Here is a 19,522-nt window from a genome sequence, read left to right as displayed (position 1 = left end):
GGTGCTGGGGGTGTCGAGGGGGGAGACGTAGAGGAAAGGCGCTGCTCTGTACAACCTCTCAGTCTCACTTCGTTCGACAGCTCCCCTAGTAGGGGAGCCTCTGGCGAAGAGGCAAAGCGCTACGGAATGCCAAGGCCTCCCCTACTAGGGGAGGTGGCACGGCGAAGCCGTGACGGAGAGGTTGTACGAAGGAAGGCTTGACCGTAAGCAAAAAGCCTCTCCCTTTGGGAGAGGTGTCTGCGCAGCAGACGGAGAGGGCAAGCCCGGTGATACAGAGGCACCGTGCAGCGATAAGCAGTGCCTTTGTCAGAGCGAGACTATCGCTGTGTCTGCGATTCCACATCAGCGGCCTTGCCCTCTCAGGCGCTCCGCGCCAGCTCCCCCGAAGGGGGAGCCTTGGCAAGACCAGAAATACTATTACAAACTCAAATCGTGACATCCGCCCCTGCTTTTGCATATCGTGGGGTATCTTTTGCGGAATGGGGGCAGCGGATATGACACAGCAGAGCGGGCGGATTTGGGTGATGGGCGGACGGCCGCTGAACGGCACGGCGGCGATACCGGCGGCGAAAAACAGCGTACTTCCGCTCCTTGCGGCGACACTGCTCTGCCGGGGACCGGTGCGGCTGCGGGCCGTGCCGAGGCTGTCGGACGTGGAATGCAGCCTCGGGCTGCTGCGGGGCGCAGGGTGTGCTGCCTACTGGCAGGGGGCGGATATTGTGGTGGCCGGGATGCCCTCAAACAGCACCCTTCCGGGAGAAACCGCGGCACAAATGCGGGCCTCCATCCTCTTCTGCGCACCGCTGCTGGCGCGGCTGGGCCGGGCCGAGACTTCGCTGCCCGGCGGGTGCAATATCGGCGCCCGTCCCATCGACTTACATCTGGAAGGTCTGGCCCGGATGGGGGCAAAGGAGCTGGACGCCGGGGCGGGAAAGCTGGTGCTGGCCGCGCCGGGGGGCCTCCACGGGGCCGACATCACCCTCCGCTTCCCCAGCGTGGGAGCGACGGAGACATTGCTGCTGGCTGCTGTCTGCGCCCGAGGCACCACCGTCCTGCGGGGCGCGGCCCGGGAACCGGAGATCTCCGACCTTGCCGAATTTCTGAACCGCTGCGGCGGACGTATCGAGGGTGCGGGGACTTCCACACTGCGCATCGAGGGGCGGCGGGGGCTTTCCGGCTGCGATTTTTCGCCCCTGCCGGACCGCATCTTCGCCTCCACGCTGGCCTGTGCCGCCGCTGCTGCCGGAGGGCGGGTGGAACTCACCGGATGCCCGCCCGCGCTCTATGCGCCGGTGCTGGAAATTCTGGAACAAATGGGCTGCACCGTGGAGCGGGGCGCAGACCGGGCCGAGGTGGCCCGTTTCGGGCGGCTGTACGGGGCGGGCCGGGTCTTCACCGGGGTGTACCCGGGTCTCGCCACCGACGCTGCGCCCCTGCTGGCCGCCGCCATGCTCTGCGCCGAGGGAGAGAGCAGCATCGAGGACGTCATCTTCGAGCGGCGGTTCGGCTGCGCGGAGGGCTTTGAGCGGCTGGGCGGGCGGGTAAAACGGTCGGGCCGGGTGCTCTCCGTCGGCCCGCTGCCGGAAAGCGGCCTCCACGGAGCTACCCTCACTGCGCCCGACCTGCGGGGCGGCGCGGCACTGGTGGTGGCGGCTTTGTCGGCACAGGGAAAGAGCTTCGTGGAAGAGACTCGTCATATCGACCGGGGCTATGCCGGTTTGTGGGAAGTTCTGGCCTCTTTAGGGGGACGAATTGGCAGAGAAATGCCGCCCCTTGACGCCCCTGTGAAAAAAATACCATCGAAAAAGCAAATTTATCTTGCATTCGGGGCCAAAAGATGATACGATACTGTTATATAGTAGCAGTAATGTTGAGTTCTATCCTGCGCCAAGGCGCGGTCTACGATAAAATCCGATGGAGGACAATGATATGGCACTCATGCTCGACGAAGAAATGGACGAAAACGTAACGACGATAAAGGTCATCGGCGTGGGCGGCGGCGGCGGCAACGCCGTCAACCGCATGGTCAGCGACGGCCTGCAGGGCGTTGAATTTATCGCAATGAACACCGACCAGCAGGCACTGGCGAAGAACCATGCCGCCACCAAGGTGCAGCTGGGCTCCAAGCTCACCAAGGGCCGCGGCGCAGGTGCCGACCCCGAGATCGGCCAGCGCGCTGCCGAGGAGAGCAAGGACGAGATCGCAAACGCTCTGAAGGGCTCCCAGATGGTCTTTATCACCGCCGGTATGGGCGGCGGCACCGGCACCGGTGCTGCTCCTGTGGTGGCCGAAGTGGCACATGACCTGGGCATCCTGACCGTGGGCATCGTCACCAAGCCCTTCTCTTTTGAGGGAAAGCGGAAGATGGGTCTGGCTGAGCAGGGCATCGCAAATCTGCTGATGCACGTGGACAGCCTCATCGTCATCCCCAACGAGCGCCTGAAGATGATCAGTCAGGAGAAGATCACCCTGATGAACGCCTTCCAGGCCGCTGATAACGTGCTGCGTCAGGGCGTCGAGTCCATCTCCGCCCTGATCAATGTGCCGGCCTTCATCAATCTGGACTTCGCCGACGTGCGCTCCATCATGAAGGACGCCGGCTACGCTCACATGGGCGTCGGCAGCGCCAAGGGTGCCGGCAAGGCTGAGAACGCCGCCAAGGCCGCTATCTCCTCTCCGCTGCTGGAGACCAGCATCGCCGGCGCACACGGCGTCATCATCAACATCACTTCCAGCCCCGACATCGGTCTGGAGGATGTTGAGACTGCCGCCGGCCTCATCACCCAGAGCGCTCATCCCGATGCGAACATCATCTGGGGTACTGCCTTCGACGAGAACCTCTCCGATGAGATGCGCGTTACTGTCGTGGCCACCGGCTTTGACAACAAGGCCGCTGACGGCCTGCGCAGCACTCTGGGTACTGCTGCCGCCGGTACTGCTCCCGGCGTGACGGCTTCTGCTCCGTCCGCTGTCTTCAGCGCCGAGGTCAACACTCCCTCCGCCGCTTCTGGCAGTGCTTCTGCCGCCAAGCCCGTGGAAGAGGAGAACAGCGACACCAGCTACTACGACGACCTGCTGGCGATCCTGAACAAGCGTAGATAAGCGCAAGAATAGAGAACCCCTTGCGCAGAAAAAGCGGAAGGAGGCCGTACCGTGGAGCAGCAACAGACAAAGCTGCCGCTGGAGTGGCTGAGCAGCCGCCGGACGCCGGAGCTGCATCGGCTGGAACAGCTCTGCCGGGAGACTGCCCGGGAGCATCGCTGCGCCCAGCGCAGACTGCAGGAGGTGGAAGAGGCGATGGCATCCGAACAGGAGAAGTCATGCCCTGAGGCTCTGCCCGCTGCGTCCGGGCCGACTCAGCTCGAGCAGCTGAGCCGGAAGCTCAATGCGGCCAACGCCGAGCTTCGCCGCTATGAGACACGGATGTTCGCCTACGAGCGCACCATGCTGGCCCTGCGGAAGGAGAACGCCAAGCTGACCGTCCGGTGTGAGGAGCTGCGGAGCGAGCTGGACAAAATATCCACCGCCCCGCTGCGGCTGGATGTTCCGTCCACACAGCCCGCGGTCCCGCTCCCGGAGACGGCTGCACAGACACCGCCTGCTGCGGACCGTCAACCGAAAACAAAGCTGGAACACCTCGGCGACGAGGTCCTGGCCGAGCTCGCGAAGCTGATGCCGCAGGAAAAGTAAGAGTTAAAAAGAAAACGCCTGTCGTGTAGATGCACGGCGGGCGTTTTGTTGTATCTTTTTGCTGAAAAGTATGTTATACTTATTCTGCGGCCTACCCCGCCCATTTTATTAAAGGAGCCCGGGTTGCGGCTCCCAGCGTCTGCTTCGCTACCGCTCGCATCCTGCTGGCCGCGGCCCCAACAGCTCCTCCCTGTTTCCGCCACTGGCGGCGGTCGTCGCCGTTGCAAGTGGCTTGACGGATGGTTCTCGGGCCGCAAGCACTAAAAAGAAGACCCCCTTTCGGAGTAGCCGCTCCGTGAGGGGGTTTTCTTTTCGCATAGGTGAAACATATGCTGTATCGTCTCTGTACTTTCATTATATGCTATCCTGCGAAAAAGTCAAGCATATAAAGAAAAGTCATTCGCCCCGCTGTTCCAGCAGATAGGTCGCCTCGAGGTCGGCGATGTGGAGCTTGACGGCGAGAGGGTACTTCTCGAAGGCCCCCGACAGGGCAAAGCTGCCGCCCCGGACGGCGTCGTCGAAGCCGCCCATGTGCCAGCGGATGGCCACGGCTTCTTCCACCTTCAGCTTCATGAACCGCTCGATGAGGAAGACGCTTTTCTCGCCATGACCGTAAGGGAACATATCCTCCACGCTGTAGCTGGGGACTTTCTCCCACTGGCCCGTCGCTTCGTTTTTCACGTTGCGGGTGCCTTTTTTGTAGAAGTTGGCCTTGCACAGGTCGTGGAGCAGTGCGCAGATGGCGAAGGTCTCCTCGCTGTCCTCGTCCGGCGTGAAGAAGGTGCCGTGGAGCACGCGGTAGACGTTCAGGCTGTGCGCACACAGCCCGCCCTCGCAGGCCCCGTGGAAGCGGGTGGACGCCGGCGCGGAGAAGAAGTCCGTCTTGCTGTCCATCCAGTCCAGCAGCTTCTCGCTGCCGGGCCGGGTGACGTGGGTGCGGAATATCTCCAGAAATTCCTCGCGGTCTGTCATCTTACAGCTCCATATCCTCGAGGATGCCCTTCAGGATGGCCAGCTCGTCGTGGCTCAGGGAGATGCCCTTGCCCATGCGGGTGCCGTCCGGGGACCAGTCGCGGATGTCGTACTTGGGTTCGCCTTCGTTCCAGCTGATGAGGTTGAGCTGGCGCTCCCAGCCGCGGGGACGCTCTCCGAGGACTGCGATGCGCTCAACGATCTCGTATTTGATTTCTGCCATAGTGCATTACCTGCCTTTGCTTTGTTTGCTACCATAATAAAAGAAGCGCGCGAAGATTTCAACAGGTAATTGAAAAATAATTTCTGAATTTTACATTTCTTTCAACCGTAAGGCGCTTCTTCGCGCCACTCTACCAGCTGTAAAACGCCGCTTTCGTCCTCCTCCGGCGCCGGGTGGGGGCTTTTGGTGTGCTGCTGGGGGCCAAACAGTCCCTGCCCGTACTGGGTCATGACCCCCGGCGACCGCCCGGCCAGATACTCGGCGGCGTTCTTCTGCCGACAGGCCACCGGGGTTCCGTCGGTCATGGGGATGCCGCAGTCCGGACGAGGCTGCGGGACTTCCGGCGGCGGGAGCTGCACATCCGGGCCGTCCGGCTGCGACGGCGGCTGCTGGGAGCCGCGACCCGGCTTTGGCGGTTCCGTGACGGGCGGCTGACCGGGTTCCGCGCCCAAAGGCGGGCTGACCACGCTGCTCGTCTCCTCCGGCGGGCCGCTCGGCCCGGGCGCATCCTCAAGCTCATGGCGGATGAAGGGCGTCAGAGATTCCATAAAAAACACCTCCGCACCTAGGATGCCCGGCGGCAGGGTCGATCATGCACAAAAAAATCCCCCCGGGACTCCGGGGGGAGAGGCGCTGCGTTGTGTTACGGCTTGGGGATTTCCGATACCACCACGGCAAACCGGACCTTGACCTCTTTGCCGTTGGTGTCCGTAAAGCTGGTGGTGATCAGACCGATCTGGCGTTTAGCGGCCAGAGTCGAATTGCTGCCGATATGGGTGTAGTGGCCCCGTGCATTCAGGTTGATGGCCTGCTTTCCGGCATCCTTGTCGTACTTGCCGCAGTAGAGGTAGACGACCGTATTACTGGGGATGACAATGCCGGTTGGGATAGTGGGAGATTGACCGTTGTAAACCGCCTTGACAATGTCTTCAAATCCGGTCGTCGCTGCCAGTTCTTGCAGCTTGGCGTCCAGCTTGGCAGAGGAGGTATAGGTGATCTTAAGATTGTTCTTAACACCTCTGTCGTAATCTGCCATAGCTTCGGCAATGCTCTTATGGGAGGCCGAGCCCCCGGTGCCGCAGCCCGTAAGCAGGGCCAGTGCCATCACCCCGGCAAGGGCGAGGGCAAGAATCTTTTTCATAGCGTTCATGGTCAGTCCTCCATGTAATAATGTCTGTTACTCAAGAAGCGGTCGGAACTTGAATCAATACCACAAGTCGGTATTGTTTGCCGGCCTTCTTTACCAGTGTGGAAGCACACTTGAAGCTGCCAAATTTGACAGAGGAGGTATCGTTGTGTGCTATGTAAGGAAACGAGTGATGCAGCAGGAGAGTAACCTGAGTCAGCTCACTCATGCCGTCCGGAACTTCCATTGCATAAAGGTAAACACTGATGCAACTGCTGTATTTTGCAAGGGCTTCCTTGAGCGGGCGCAAACTTGCATGGAGATCACTGTTAGGGCCAGCGGGTAAAACATTTGTGTCAAAGCCGATACCATTGGGAGCAAGCAGGGAAGGGTCGAATTTTTCGGCAACGGTCTTTATCTCGGGGACATCGTTGGTGAAGGGCTTATCCTTATAATCGGGAAAGTCGTGGTAATACGAAGCCATATACTCCTCCACCAGCCGGTCGCCGGTTTTTCCACCGCCGCAGCCGGTGAGAATGGTGAGCAGCATCACCCCGGCAAGGGCCATGGCCAGCAGCCTTTTTGTCAATTTCATTACAGTTCCTCCTTCAAAGCAGATCGGTAGTATTCTCCAGCCCCCTTGGGGAGTTGGTAATACTATAATAAGAGATATTCCTGTTTATTGTCAAGAAAAAACGAAAAAATCGTCAAAAGAACGAAATTTCTTTTTTTTTTTTTTTTTATGCAAAATGTATAAAAACACCCCGGGGCCAGAGGGGCCTCGGGGTGCGGAAAAGGGACTGGGCAGAAAGCGCCCAAAGCAAAAGGCTCTCCCGGCCGGGAGAAGCCTTCCACAGGCGGGCCCAAAGGGGCTCAGCCCATGGTGATCACAAAGGCGCACAGGGGCAAAAACAGGATGCTCAGCAGGGTGGTAAGCACCACGCGGCCGGCGGCGGGGAATATACGGGGGAATTTTGCTGTATCTTTTGGTCGAAAAATATGGTATACTTGCCTTGCGGCCTCGTCCGCCCATTTTAAGTGGGAGGGGGGTGAAATGAATGCCGAGTTTCGAAACTCTCGTGCTGTCCGTCGCAGCAAATGTGATCTCGCATTACATCTGCAAGTGGCTTGACGGATGGTTCTCGGGCCGTAAGCACTAAAAAGAAGACCCCCTTTCGGAGTAGCAGCTCCGTGAGGGGGTTTTCTTTTGCTTTGGGTGAAATGTTATGCTGAGTTTTCTCTCGTACCTTTATTATATGCCATCCCATGCAAAAGTCAAGCACCGCACAAAAAATTTACAAGAACAGAGATGCAATCTTTTCTACGCCTTTTCCCACAACGTTTCGACTGTTTTCTCAAAAAGGTTGACTTTTTGGCCCGAACAAACTACATTGAGTTGTAGATACCGAAGAAAAATACAAAGAAGGAAAGGAAGGAAAGAGGATTGACCGAAAAGAAACACCGCAGCGTTATCTTATTTGGCGAGTGGCAGCGCCCGCTGGGGGCGCTGTCGCTGGAGCAGAAGGGGATGCTCCTGGACGCACTGCTGGCCTATCCCGAAGGGAAGCGGCCCGATTTCACCGACCCGATGCTCCGGATGGCGTGGACCTTTATGGAAGGGGGCCTCGACGAGAATGCCCGCAAGTGGGAGGAGACCCGCCAGCGCCGGGCCGAGGCGGGGACAAAGGGGGCTGAGAGCCGCTGGCACAGCGAAGAGCGTGGCAAAAATAGCAAATGCCATGCGCCGATGGCAAAGATGGCTGTATCTGGTTCTGATTCCGTCTCTGATACTGGTTCTGCATCTGATTCTGAGTCTGAGCCTGATATTGTCCTCCCGGATGGGGAGGCTGACTGCGCTGACGCGCCCCTCCCGCCTCCGGACGAGCCCGATTTTTGTCCGCCGGACGAGGGTGAAGTCCGGGACTACTTTATCCGGAAGAGCGGAACGGAGGCTCAGGCCGACCGGTTCCGGGCGTTCTATGAATCCAACGGCTGGCGGGTGGGCCAGAACCCCATGCGGAACTGGCAGGCAGCGGCCACGGTCTGGATGGCCCGCGACCGGGAGCGGCCGGCTCCCGCCGAGACGTACGTCCCGAAAAACAAGGCGTTCTATGCCACCCGCCCGCCTGAGCAGGCAAAAGACTTTCTGAAAGACGCGGCCCTGAGAAGGCAGACGATGAGGAAGAGAAGGGAAGCGGTCACACAATGACCTCCACCGTGCTCCCCCCGCTGCGGGCCTTTTTTACGACCACCTGCTTGTCGATGCGCTCCTTGAGTGCGGCGACGTGGGAGATGATGCCCACGAGGCGGTCGCCCTCGGTGAGGCCGGCGAGGACCCGGATGGCCTGCTCAAGGCTCTCGTCGTCCAGCGAGCCGAAGCCTTCATCGAGGAAGAGGGTGTCCAGCCGGATGCCGCCCGCCGCGCTCTGGACCTCGTCCGAGAGGCCAAGCGCCAGCGCCAGTGAGGCTTTGAAGCTCTCGCCGCCCGAGAGGGTCTTGACGCTGCGGCGGGTGCCGTTGTAGTGGTCGATGACGCCGAGGTCGAGGCCGGACTGGCTGCGCTGGTTCTCGGCGCCCACCCGCTCCAGCTCGTACTGCCCGGCGGTCATCTGCATGAGGCGGGTGTTGGCGTGGACGAGGATGGCGTCGAGGTAGTTCATCTGGATGTAAGCCTCAAGGCGTATCTTCTGTTTGCTGCTGAGGGTGCCGCCCGCCGTGGAGGCGAGGGCGTTCACCCACTGCCAGCGGCGTTCCAGCTCCGCCCGGGCGGCGGCGTGCTGACGGTAGAGGTCGGCGGCCTTCCGGTTGGGCAGGAGGCGGGCCGTCAGGGCCTTTTCCTGAGCCGCGAGAGCGGTGCGCCGGGCCGTCAGAGCGTCCCGCTGGGATTCGAGGGCGGGCAGGTCGGCGGCTTCGCCCGCCTCCGTCTGCTGGGCCGTCAGGGCCGTGACTGCGGCCTCGGCAGCGGCGCAGTCCTGCCGGGCCCTGGCCAGAGCCGACGCGGCGGCGTCCATCCCGGCCCGGAGGGCGCAGCGCTCGTTTTCCAGCCCGGCCAGCGCCCGGCGGGCTTCCTCCCGGTCGGCGGCGGGCAGAGCGGCCCGGGCCTCGGCACACTGGGCCTCCAGAGCCTTGGCGGAGGCAGACTGGCGGGCGGCTTCCTCGGCGGAAGCCCGTGCCTCGGCCTCGAGGGCGGAGCGCTGGGCGGTCTTTTTCTGCCGCTCGTCCTCCTGCCGGGCCTTGGCGGCGAGGGCGGCGGCATTCTGCTTCTGAGCCTTGTCGAGGGCTTCCTGTGCGGCGTGCAGGGCCTCGCTTTCTTCGGCCAGAGCCGTCTTTAAGAGCGAGACGGTCAGCTTCACCGGCCCCTCCGGTGAGGTGAACCGTTCCGGCAGCAGGGCCTCGGCGTCCCGGCGGAGGGTGGCTTTGGCCTCCCGGTCTGCGGCCACGGCCTTGGCGGCGGCCGCACTGGCTTCCTGTGCGGCGCGGTCGGCCTCATCGGCGGACTGTCTGGCCGCGTCTACCCGGGCTTGCGTGGGGGCTTCGGCGGGCAGAACGGCCCGCTTCGGGTGATGGGTGCTGCCGCAGACGGGGCAGGGGGTGCCGTCTGTCAGCCCTTCGGCCAGCAGGCCCGCCTGCGCGTTGAGAAAGGCCCGCTCGAGGTGGTCGCGGAGGGCGTGGGCGCGCTCCTTTGCGCCGTCGGCGAGAAGATAACGCTCCTGCGCCTGCCGTGCGGCCTGCCCCCGGCGCTGCCCCTCGGCGAGGCTCTGGGCCAGCTGCGCGAGGGCCGTCTCCCGCCGGGTCAGCTGTTCGGCCCGGGCCTCGAGGCTCACGTTCTCGGCCTCCGCGCCCCCAAGGGCGGCGAGGCTCTGCTCCAAAGCGGTCAGCTCTCCGTCCAGCTGCCCGAGGGCGGCGCGGCGCTTTTCAGCTCTGGCGTTCTCGAGGAGGGCGGCGTCCCGGGCGGCAGAAAGCTTCTTTTCAAGACCGTCCAGCCCGTCGAAGGCCGCGAGGTCGGCTTTCGCCCGCTCGAGCTTTCCGGCCAGCGCGTCCAGCGCGGCGGCATCTCCGGCGTGGCGGGCCGCTTCGGCCTCGGCGGCGTCCAGAACGGGCCGCAGAGCGTCCTGACGGGCCTGCGCGGCGGTCAGCTCGAGGCGGAGCTTCTTGGCCTGTTCGGCCCGGCCCAGCGTCTGCTGGAGCTTGTCCAGCTCTGCCTCGGCCTCAGTCCGGGCGGCGGTGGCGGCGCTCAGCGCCTGCTCCTGCCCGGCCAGCAGGGCGTCCAGAAGGGGCAGCACCCCTTCCGGCGACGCCTGTCCGCCCGCCTCGCAGAGGGGGGCCAGCTCGTCCAGAACGGCTCCGTCGGCGTCCCCCTCGGCCCAGCTCAGGCCGGAGAGCAGCTGCCCGATGCGGACGCTCTGCTCCTCCCGCTGGCGGGTGAGGGCGGCGTTCTCGGCCTGCAGCCGCTCTTGGAGACGCTGGTAGGGCTGGGTGCGGAACAGCTTGCGGAAGATCTTGCTCCGCTCCTCGGTGGAGGCGTTGAGCAGCCGGGTGAACTGCCCCTGGGCGATCATGGCGATCTGGGAGAACTGGTTGTAGTCCAGCCCGATGATGTCCACCACGGCGGCGGTGACGTCCTTGGCCCGGGTGACGGGCGGACGGCCGTCGGCGTAGGTGAGGCAGGCGTCGGCCTTTTCGGTGGTGAAGCCCTCGCCCCGGGCTTTCGGGCGGAGGTATTCGGGGTTGCGGCGGACGGTGCAGCGCTGTCCCCGCACCTCGAATTCCAGCTCCACGAAGGTGGGGGTGCCGGGCTCGGCGTACTTGCTGCGGAGCATGGCCCCCTCCCGGACGCCGCCGCTGGAATGGTCGTAGAGGGCGTAGGTGATGGCGTCGAAGAGGGTGGTCTTGCCCGCGCCGGTGTCGCCAGTGACGAGGTAGAGCCCGCCTCTGCCCAGCTGGGCGAGGTCCAGAACGGTCTCGGCGGCGTAAGGCCCGAAGGCCGACAGGGTCAGTTTCAGGGGCCTCATGCTTCGTCCTCCTTCCAGATGTCCTCGATGAGCGATTGGCAGAACGCCGCCTGTTCGTCGGAGAGGGGCTGGCCGTTCTGGGCTTCGTAAAAGGCCGCAAAATGCTCGAGGGGCGTCTTGCTCTCGGCCCGGGCAGCGGCGTCGGGCGTCTCGGCGGCCCGGGTGCGGCGGTTGTCGTAGTCCAGCCGCATGAGGTTCGGGTAGATGACCCGCAGCCGGGCCAGCGCGTCGGGGACGTCCTGCTCGTCGGTGAGGGTGATGTGGAGGTAGTCGTCCGTCGGCGTGCCGTCGTAGGCCCGGCGGTCGGTGAGCTCCATGTAACTGCCCCGCAGCTCCCGCAGATCGTGCCGGGGGGTGAGAGGCGCGGCCTCGAAGCGGACGCTGCCCTTTTCGCCCAGAGTGACGAAGAGGGCGGCTTTGTGCTGATGGGCCTCGGAGAAGGAATATTTGAGGGGACTGCCTGCGTAGCGCACGGTGTCCCGCCCCACCTTCTGGGGACTGTGGAGGTGGCCCAGAGCCACATAGTCGAAGCCCTCGAAGAGGGAGACGTCGATGCTGTCCACCCCGCCCACGCTGGGCTCTTCGCTCTCGCAGACCGCCGCCCCGGCCACGAACTGGTGGGCCACCAGCACGTTCCGGCGGGCGGGGTCGGGTGCGCAGGCGTTCAGCACGCAGCCGATGGCGTCGTTATAGCTCTCGATCTTCTCGTCCGGGAAGACGTGCCGCACGGCGGCGGGCTTCAAAAAGGGCAGGAGCCAGACGTCCACCGGGCCGTATTCGTCCGTCAGGGTGATAGGCGCGGGCGGTGCGGCAAAGACCGGGCTGACGTACACCCGGCTCCCTGCCAGCAGCTGTGCGCCGAAGGCGATGCGGTCTGCTGAGTCGTGGTTGCCGCTGACGGCAAAAACGGGCAGTCCCCGCGCCGCAAGCTCGGTGAGGAACCAGTCCAGCAGCCGCACCGCCTCGGCGGGCGGCACGGGCTTGTCGTAGAGGTCGCCTGCCAGCAGAACGCCGTCTACGGGCCGGGCGTCCAGCAGGGAGAGGACCTGCTCTAAAATGTAGCGCTGGTCGTCCAGCATGGAGAATTCGCAGACCCGCTTGCCCAGATGCAGGTCGGAGAGGTGTAGGAAACGCATGGGGACACCGCCTTTCGTTGGGATGATTTTATTATAGGAGAGTTGGGGGCGTTTGTCGAGGGGGCAACGGCGACGACCGCCGCCAGCGGCGGAAACAGGGAGGAGCTGTTGGGGCCGCGGCCAGCAGGATGCGAGGCCCGCACCAAGGGCCGAAGCAGACGCTGGGAGCCGCAACCCGGGCTCCTTATTATTTTTTTTTTTTTTTCGACAAAAAGATACATCAAATCGAAAAGAGCCTCCCCTTTCGGGAGGCTCTTCCGTCTTCATATCACGCGGCAGGGAACATCTTTTCCCAGGTGTCCTTGCCCACGGAGCCGTCGGAGGTCAGGCTGTGGCGGGTCTGGTAGCGCTTGACGGCGGCGACGGTGCTGGCACCGAACTTGCCGTCGGTGGTGAGCCGCTCGCCATCGGCGTTGAGCTTCTGCTGCACCAGCCGGACACAGCCGCCTGCGCTGCCGCTCCGCAGCACGATGCCGGGGTAGGGGACGATGAGGCCGTGCTTGGCCGTGTAGCGGGCGTAGAGCACGTTCCAGGTGTTCGCGCCCACTTTGCCGTCCTCTTTGAGGCCGTACCGGAGCTGGAACTCCCGGACAGCCTTCTCGGCGTTTGCGCCGAACGTTCCGTCCACGGTGAGGGCGGCGTGCCAGCTGCAGCTGTCCCGGATGCCGTTGAGCCAGGTCTGCACGAGGGCCACGTCCGGGCCGGAGCTGCCGCGCTGGATGAGCGAGTAGTAAGCAGGAATTGCCATAGTGTTGTCACACTCCTTCCGCGCTCATCCTATGCGGCGGGCCGATGGCCTGTTCACCCGGCCAGCACCACGTCCTCCCGGGGCGCGGTGAGGCCGTCCCACCACTCCACGAACCGGAACCGGACGATATATTCCCCGCAGACAAGGTCATTTTCGGCAGGCGTGTCGTACCCGCCGCAGGCTGACCGGCAGAGGCCCGGGTAGAGCACGCACCACCAGTTCCGGCCTGCCCGCCGCGTCCCGATGTCCAGCCGCACCGCGTCGTACCGCCCGGCGGGCAGAGCCCCGCCGTCATAGCGCCGGGTGGGGAAGTACATATTCACGAGGCGGGCTTTCACCGGTGCGCGGATGCCGAGAGCGGCCAGTGTCTGGCGGGCCGTCAGCTCGAAGCGGACGAGGTTTTCCGCCGCCCACGCCCGGGCATCGGCCCGGCTGTCTGCCGGGCAGGCTTCGTCGGTGAGGGCCAGCACGGCGTCCCGGACAGCCAGCTTCGCGCTCTGGTCGCGCACGGCGTCGGTGTCGGCCCGGATGTGGAGCCGCAGGGTGTCGGCGGCAAGCTGGTCGGCGGTGGTAAGCTGGCTCTGCGCCCAGCCTGCCCCCAGCGACAGCAGAAGACAGAACAGCAGCGAGGCGCACAGCGCCCCCATTTCGCGGCGGGATAACATAAAAAAACAGGCCCCCTCTTGGAAAGTTTATCCAGAGGATGGGCCTGTTGAAAGCGTTTTATACAGAGGAAATGAGCCTTTGGGCAGAGTGCTCGCACGCAACAACCTCTCCGTCACGGCTTCGCCGTGCCACCTCCCCTATTAGGGGAGGCTTTGGCATGCCGGGTCACTCTGAGCTGGACGCCTAAAGCCCAATGGAACGCAAAATAGAGTGCCCTGCTACAGAGGGCAGCAGCTTCTGGACAACGCACCTTGTCAAGCTGTCGTGAGTCTAGACAGCGGAGCACTACCGTTCCCGAGACATCGTGCTTTGCTCGTCCAGCATAGACCTGACCGACATGCCAAGGGCTCCCCTACTAGGGGAGCTGTCTGCGAAGCAGACTGAGAGGTTTTTACGAAACAGCGCTCAAAAAGAAGACCCCCTTTCGGAGTTGCAGCTCCGTGAGGGGGTTTTCTTCTGCTTTGGTGAAATGTTATGCAAAGTTTGCTTTTGTACTTTTATTATATGCCATCCCGCGCAAAAGTCAAGCGGTGCGCAGAAAGTTTACAAAGAGCACATCAGTTCTTCAGCGACTGCATCGGGGCGGGGAGTCTGCCGCCGCGGTTGATGAAGACGGAGGGGTCACGCTGGTTGACCGGCATGATGGGGCCGTAGCCCAGCAGGCCGCCGAAGTCCAGCACTTCGCCCGCCTTGCGGCCGATGGCCGGGATGACGCGGACGGCGGTGGTCTTGCTGTTGACCATGCCGATGGCGGCTTCGTCGGCGATGAGGGCGCTGATGACGGCAGGGGTGGTGTCGCCGGGAATGATGACCATGTCGATGCCCACAGAGCAGACAGCCGTCATGGCCTCCAGCTTTTCAATGGTGAGGCAGCCGCACTCGGCGGCGTGGATCATGCCGTCGTCCTCGCTGACGGGGATGAAAGCGCCCGACAGGCCGCCAACGTGGTTGGAGGCCATGACGCCGCCCTTCTTGACGGCGTCGTTGAGCAGGGCGAGGCAGGCGGTGGTGCCGCAGCAGCCGCAGGTCTCAAGGCCCATCTCCTCGAGGATGTTGGCCACGCTGTCGCCCACGGCGGGGGTGGGGGCCAGCGACAGGTCGATGATGCCAGCGGGTACGCCCAGCTCTTTGGAGGCGAGGTTTGCCACCAGCTGACCCACGCGGGTGATCTTGAAGGCGGTACGCTTCACCAGCTCGGCCACCTGGTCAATGGGGGCATCCTTGGGCAGCCGGGCCAGCGCGGCGCGGACCGCGCCGGGGCCGGAGACGCCGACGTGGATCTCGCAGTCGGGCTCACCGGGGCCGTGGAAGGCACCCGCCATAAAGGGATTGTCCTCGGGCGCGTTGCAGAAGACCACCAGCTTTGCTGCGCCGATGCACTGACGGTCGGCGGTGAGCTCGCTGGCCTTCTTGACGGCCTCGCCCATCAGCTTGATGGCGTCCATGTTCAGGCCCGCCTTGGTGGCACCGATGTTCACCGAGCTGCAGACGATGTCCGTCTCGGCCAGTGCGCGGGGGATGGACTCGATGAGGCGCAGGTCGCCCGCCGAGAAGCCCTTGTGGACGAGGGCGGTGTAGCCGCCCACGAAGTTGACGCCCACCTTCTTGCCGGCGGCGTCGAGGGTCTTGGCAAAGTCCACCGGGTCGGCGTCCGGGCAGGCACCCAGCAGCATGGCGATGGGGGTGACGCTGATGCGCTTGTTGATGATGGGGATGCCGTACTCGGCGCTGATGTGCTCCACAGCCGGAACGAGCCGGGCGGCGCGGGTGGTGATCTTGTGATAGATTTTTTCGCAGGCTTTCCTGGGGTCCGGGTCGATGCAGTCCAGCAGGCTGATGCCCATGGTGACGGTGCGCACGTCCAGATTGTCCTGCGTGAACATCTCGATGGTCTCGAGGATGTCGCCGGTGTTCATCATGCTCATAGTAGTTTGCCTTTCTCTTGTAGCAGCTGAAGGCTCTCCCTTTGGGGGCAACAGCGACGACCGCCGCCAGTGGCGGAAACAGGGAGTCGCTGTTGGGGCAGCGGCCAGCAAGACGCAAGCAGAGCGCAGCGGATGCTGGGTGCCGCAACCCGGGCAGTGGCGCGAAGCGCCTGAGAGGGCAAGGCCGGTGAGATGGAGCAGCTATGCAGCGATAAGCAGGCTCTTTGTCAGCATCCTTGCCCTCTCCGTCATTGCTTCGCAATGCCACCTCTCCCAAGGGGAGAGGCTTTTGTCAGATGGTGTGCATCGCGTCGAAAACTTCCTGGCGGGTGAGGTTGATCTGCATCCCCATCTCAGCGGCCAGAGCGTCCATCTTCTGGTGCAGCTCCTCGTGGGAGACGCTGCACTTGGAGATGTCCACCAGCATGATCATGGCGAACATGCCCTGCAGGATGCTCTGGGTGACGTCCTCGATGTTGATGTTCAGCTCACAGCAAAGGCCCGAGACGCGGGCGACGACGCCCACGGTGTCGTGGCCGATGACGGTAATGAATGCTTTCATAATTCCTACCCCTTCTATTATAGTGTTAGACCTCTCCGTCACGGCTGCGCCGTGAGGGCAGGCTTGCCTTCATACAACCTCTCAGTCTGCTTCGCAGACAGCTCCCCTAGTAGGGGAGCCTCTGGCGAAGAGGCGAGGCTTCACGAAATGCCAAGGCCTCCCCTCGATAGGGGAGGTGGCGCAGCGATAGCTGCGACGGAGAGGTTTTCTCCAGTATAGCAGATTTCACGAAAAATGAACACTCTTTTTGGAAAAAAGAGCAGGGAAAAAGGGCAAAAGAATGTCTATCACCGGCAGAACTTGCAAAAACCAGATGCAAACTGCCGGGCAGTGTGCTATACTTATCTATAAATATCGCCACAGGCTGAACAAAGGAGAGACAACGATGGAACAGCTTCTGAAGATCCTTGAAGACAATGCCCGGATGTCGGTGGAGGACATCGCGGCCATGCTGAATAAATCCCCCGCCGAGGTGGCGGCTATGATAGACCTGGCCCGGGCGCAGGGCATCATCAAGGGCTACAAGACCCTCGTGGACTGGGAGAAGGCCGGCGTGAACCGGGTGGAAGCCGTCATCGAGCTGAACGTCAGCCCCAAGAAGAGCCGCGGCTTTGACGAAATTGCCGCCACCATCGCCTCCTTCGACGAGGTGGAGAGCGTGCTGCTGATGAGCGGCGGCTACGACCTGCAGCTGGTCATCAAGGGCCAGACCTTCCAGGAGATCGCCCTCTTTGTGGCAAAGCGGCTGTCGCCGCTGGACGACGTGCTGTCCACGGCCACCCATTTCGTGCTCCGCACCTACAAAAAAGAGGGCCGTCTGTATCAGGACGAAGAAATCGATGAAAGAGAGTGCACCGTGCTGTGATGGATTACGATAAACTGATCGCGCCTGCCGCTGCGGCCATGCGCCCCTCCGGCATCCGCAAATTCTTCGACCTCGCCGCCGAGATGCCCGAGTGCATCAGCCTCGGCGTCGGCGAGCCCGACTTCAAGACCCCCTGGGCCGTCCGTGAGGCGGGCATTGAAAGCCTCGAGCATGGCCGCACCCGCTATACTTCCAACGCGGGCCTGAAAGAGCTGCGGGCCGAGATCGCCCGCTACCTCGACCGCCGGATGGGCCTGAAATACGACCCGGCAAAGGAAGTCCTCGTCACCGTCGGCGGCAGTGAGGCCATCGATATGTGCATCCGCACCCTGGTGCAGCCCGGCGATGAGGTCATCATCCCGGAGCCGTGCTTCGTCTGCTACGAGCCCATCACCACCCTGTCCGGCGGTGTGCCGGTCCATGTGGCCTGCCGTCAGGAGGATGAGTTCCGCCTCCGGGCCGACGCTCTGAAAGCCGCGATCACCCCGAAGACCAAGCTCCTCATCATGCCCTTCCCCAACAACCCTACCGGCGCGGTGATGGAGCAGGAAGACCTCGAGGCCATCGCGGAAGTCCTGCGCGGCACCAACATCATGGTGCTGTCGGATGAGATCTACGCCGAGCTGAACTACGGCCTGCAGAACCACGTCTCCATCGCCACGCTGCCCGGCATGGCCGAGCGGACGGTGGTGGTCAACGGATTCTCCAAGACCTACGCCATGACGGGCTGGCGGCTGGGCTATGCCTGCGGCCCCGCGCCCATCATCAAGATCATGACCAAGATCCACCAGAGCGCTATCATGAGCGCCCCCACCACCAGCCAGTACGCCGCCATCACGGCCCTCAAGGACTGCGACGGCGAGATCGAGCGGATGCGCAACGAGTACAATATGCGCCGCCGCCTCGTGGTGAAGAGCTTCAACGATATGGGCCTGAGCTGTTTTGAGCCGCGGGGCGCGTTCTATGCCTTCCCCTGCATCAAGTCCAGCGGCATGAGCAGCGAGGAGTTCTGCACAAAGCTTTTGGAGCAGAAGCATGTCGCCATCATCCCGGGCAACGCCTTCGGCGCGTCCGGCGAGGGCTACGCCCGCGTATCCTACGCCTACAGCGTGGAGCATCTGATGGAGGCCATCCGCCGCATCCGGGAGTTTTTGAACGAGAACTGTAAGTGAGGAGGAAAAAACCATGCGCGATCGTGTGACGGTCCTGGCCCCGGCCAAGCTGAATCTGGCGCTGGACGTGGTTGGCATCCTGCCCGGCGGCTACCATGCGCTGGATATGACCATGCAGGCCATCTCGCTCTACGAGCGGGTGGTCATCCGCCGCAGTCCCTACCTCGATCTGGCCCTGCCCGGCAGCAATGTCAAGCCCGGCCCGGGCAACACCGCCATCAAGGCGGCGCTGGCTTTTTTCCACTATACGGGCCTGCTGGCGGGTGCAGACATCACCATCTATAAGAGCGTCCCCGTCCGGGCCGGTATGGCTGGCGGAAGCGCCGACGCTGCGGCTGTTCTGGTGGGTCTGAACGAGCTGTACGGTGCCCGCCTGTCCATGAGCGAGCTCTGCGCTATGGGTGTCAGCATCGGCGCAGACGTACCCTTCGCCCTCATGGGCGGCACCTGCCGGGTGCAGGGCCTCGGCGACCTCATCAAGGCACTGCCGCCCATGCCCGAGTGCTGGTTCACGGTGGTGATGCCCGGCTACGGCATCTCGACGCCGGAGGCTTTCGCGGCCTACGACAAAGTCGGCAGCAGCGTCCACCCCGACTGCGCTGCTCAGGAAGCCGCCATCCGGGCGGGCGACCTGGACGCTGTCTGTGCCGCTGCCGGAAACGCCCTCGAGGAGTGCAGCGGGGCTAAGGACAACGAGGCCATCAAGGCCGCCCTCCGGGAGAGCGGAGCTGTCACCGCCCTCATGACCGGCAGCGGCGCGGCAGTCTTCGGCGTGTTCCGCACCGAAGCCGAAGCCAAAGCCGCCGCCGACGCCCTCCGCGCCCGCTGGCCGCAGGTCTATACGGCCCGGCCCGTCAGGGGAGGGGCTTGCGTAGTAAGAAGGTAAAAGGCTCTCCCTTTGGGAGAGCTGGCGCGTGAGCGCCTGAGAGGGCAAGGCTGCTGGCGGGGAAGCACAGGTGCAGCGCTCGTTTCGCGCTGACAAAGAGCCTGCCCATCGCTGCGCAGCGGCTCTTTCGTGCCGGGCTTGCCCTCTCCGTCATTGCTTCGCAATGCCACCTCTCCCATAGGGAGAGGCTTTGGCAAGTCGGGCCACTTCCTACTGGACGCCCGAGGCGCAATATGGCGCAAAAGGGCGGGCCTTGCTACAGAGGGCAGCCGCTTCTGGACGACGCACCTTGTCAAGCTGCCGCTGGCCTAGACAGCAGGGCACTACAGTCCACGAAACAAATAAGCTTTGCGCGTCCAGAGGAAACTTGACCGGCCTGCCAAAGGCTCCCCCTCTGGGGGAGCTGGCGCGAAGCGCCTGAGAGGGCAAGGCCGCTACAAGTAAAGCACAGGCACAGCGACAGCATCGCTCTGACAAAGAGCCTGCCCATCGCTGCGCAACGGCTCTTTCGTGCTGGGCTTGCCCTCTCCGTCATTGCT

General features: G+C 63.2%; 18 protein-coding genes. 7 read left to right on the top strand and 11 right to left on the bottom strand.

Features of this window, described 5'->3' with window-relative positions:
• The first annotated feature begins 494 nt into the window (after positions 1–494).
• From F3G95_RS03855 to F3G95_RS03845, 3 genes are all read left to right on the top strand, one after another.
• Positions 495–1,841, top strand: a complete 1,347-nt coding sequence (locus F3G95_RS03855; protein WP_243130259.1) for a UDP-N-acetylglucosamine 1-carboxyvinyltransferase — start codon at positions 495–497, stop codon at positions 1,839–1,841.
• 88 nt (positions 1,842–1,929) lie between these two features.
• Positions 1,930–3,102 (top strand): cell division protein FtsZ, encoded by a 1,173-nt coding sequence (gene ftsZ, locus F3G95_RS03850; protein ID WP_149793883.1) that lies wholly within the window; start codon positions 1,930–1,932, stop codon positions 3,100–3,102.
• Positions 3,103–3,153: 51 nt separating this feature from the next.
• A complete protein-coding gene (locus F3G95_RS03845; protein WP_149793882.1) occupies positions 3,154–3,690 on the top strand; it encodes a hypothetical protein in 537 nt (178 codons plus the stop codon).
• A gap of 396 nt (positions 3,691–4,086) precedes the next feature.
• Here F3G95_RS03845 and F3G95_RS03840 read toward each other — a convergent pair whose 3' ends face one another.
• The 5 genes from F3G95_RS03840 to F3G95_RS03820 all read right to left on the bottom strand — a co-directional run bounded on the left by F3G95_RS03840 (position 4,087) and on the right by F3G95_RS03820 (position 6,606).
• A complete protein-coding gene (locus tag F3G95_RS03840) occupies positions 4,087–4,662 on the bottom strand; it encodes an HD domain-containing protein (protein ID WP_149793881.1) in 576 nt (191 codons plus the stop codon).
• A 1-nt stretch (position 4,663) separates the two neighbouring features.
• Entirely contained in the window at positions 4,664–4,885 is a 222-nt protein-coding gene (locus F3G95_RS03835; RefSeq protein WP_015563648.1) for a PC4/YdbC family ssDNA-binding protein, read from the bottom strand.
• 101 nt (positions 4,886–4,986) lie between these two features.
• On the bottom strand, positions 4,987–5,433 hold the full coding sequence (locus F3G95_RS03830) for a hypothetical protein (RefSeq protein ID WP_149793880.1): 447 nt from the start codon (positions 5,431–5,433) through the stop codon (positions 4,987–4,989).
• Between the two features lie 95 nt (positions 5,434–5,528).
• Positions 5,529–6,035: a hypothetical protein gene (locus F3G95_RS03825; protein WP_149793879.1), complete on the bottom strand. Its 507-nt coding sequence runs from the start codon at positions 6,033–6,035 to the stop codon at positions 5,529–5,531.
• A gap of 31 nt (positions 6,036–6,066) precedes the next feature.
• Positions 6,067–6,606: a hypothetical protein gene (locus F3G95_RS03820; RefSeq protein ID WP_149793878.1), complete on the bottom strand. Its 540-nt coding sequence runs from the start codon at positions 6,604–6,606 to the stop codon at positions 6,067–6,069.
• Between the two features lie 849 nt (positions 6,607–7,455).
• Here F3G95_RS03820 and F3G95_RS03810 point away from each other — a divergent pair.
• A complete protein-coding gene (locus F3G95_RS03810; RefSeq protein ID WP_149793876.1) occupies positions 7,456–8,220 on the top strand; it encodes a DUF6291 domain-containing protein in 765 nt (254 codons plus the stop codon).
• Here the strand turns inward: F3G95_RS03810 and F3G95_RS03805 are convergent.
• The 6 genes from F3G95_RS03805 to F3G95_RS03780 form a co-directional block, all read right to left on the bottom strand.
• A complete protein-coding gene (locus F3G95_RS03805) occupies positions 8,210–11,023 on the bottom strand; it encodes an SMC family ATPase (RefSeq protein ID WP_149793875.1) in 2,814 nt (937 codons plus the stop codon). The two genes, F3G95_RS03810 and F3G95_RS03805, sit on opposite strands and share 11 nt — an antisense overlap.
• Positions 11,020–12,159: an exonuclease SbcCD subunit D gene (locus F3G95_RS03800; RefSeq protein ID WP_149793874.1), complete on the bottom strand. Its 1,140-nt coding sequence runs from the start codon at positions 12,157–12,159 to the stop codon at positions 11,020–11,022. The genes F3G95_RS03805 and F3G95_RS03800 overlap by 4 nt, the downstream gene beginning before the upstream one ends.
• A gap of 268 nt (positions 12,160–12,427) precedes the next feature.
• Entirely contained in the window at positions 12,428–12,907 is a 480-nt protein-coding gene (locus F3G95_RS03795; protein WP_149793873.1) for a peptidoglycan-binding protein, read from the bottom strand.
• Positions 12,908–12,960: 53 nt separating this feature from the next.
• Positions 12,961–13,572 (bottom strand): stage II sporulation protein R, encoded by a 612-nt coding sequence (locus tag F3G95_RS03790; protein ID WP_149793872.1) that lies wholly within the window; start codon positions 13,570–13,572, stop codon positions 12,961–12,963.
• A gap of 558 nt (positions 13,573–14,130) precedes the next feature.
• The gene (locus F3G95_RS03785) at positions 14,131–15,498 is read right to left on the bottom strand and encodes a PFL family protein (protein WP_015563656.1); all 1,368 of its coding nucleotides are present in this window, start codon (positions 15,496–15,498) and stop codon (positions 14,131–14,133) included.
• A gap of 292 nt (positions 15,499–15,790) precedes the next feature.
• A complete protein-coding gene (locus F3G95_RS03780; RefSeq protein WP_015563657.1) occupies positions 15,791–16,060 on the bottom strand; it encodes an ACT domain-containing protein in 270 nt (89 codons plus the stop codon).
• Between the two features lie 385 nt (positions 16,061–16,445).
• Here F3G95_RS03780 and F3G95_RS03775 point away from each other — a divergent pair, with 385 nt between their 5' ends.
• The 3 genes from F3G95_RS03775 to ispE are packed head-to-tail and all read left to right on the top strand — an operon-like array spanning position 16,446 to position 18,983.
• Positions 16,446–16,925 (top strand): Lrp/AsnC family transcriptional regulator, encoded by a 480-nt coding sequence (locus F3G95_RS03775; RefSeq protein WP_015563659.1) that lies wholly within the window; start codon positions 16,446–16,448, stop codon positions 16,923–16,925.
• Complete coding sequence (locus tag F3G95_RS03770; protein WP_149793871.1) at positions 16,925–18,097, top strand: aminotransferase class I/II-fold pyridoxal phosphate-dependent enzyme; 1,173 nt, start codon at positions 16,925–16,927, stop codon at positions 18,095–18,097. The genes F3G95_RS03775 and F3G95_RS03770 overlap by 1 nt, the downstream gene beginning before the upstream one ends.
• A 13-nt stretch (positions 18,098–18,110) precedes the next feature.
• Positions 18,111–18,983: a 4-(cytidine 5'-diphospho)-2-C-methyl-D-erythritol kinase gene (gene ispE, locus F3G95_RS03765; RefSeq protein WP_149793870.1), complete on the top strand. Its 873-nt coding sequence runs from the start codon at positions 18,111–18,113 to the stop codon at positions 18,981–18,983.
• Positions 18,984–19,522: the final 539 nt, after the last annotated feature.

Origin of the sequence: Faecalibacterium sp. Marseille-P9312, assembly GCF_902497445.1 — a bacterium.
Lineage (GTDB): Bacteria > Bacillota > Clostridia > Oscillospirales > Ruminococcaceae > Faecalibacterium > Faecalibacterium longum.
Note: the sequence above shows the minus strand (reverse complement) of the source record. Positions and strands in the feature narration are given on the sequence as shown.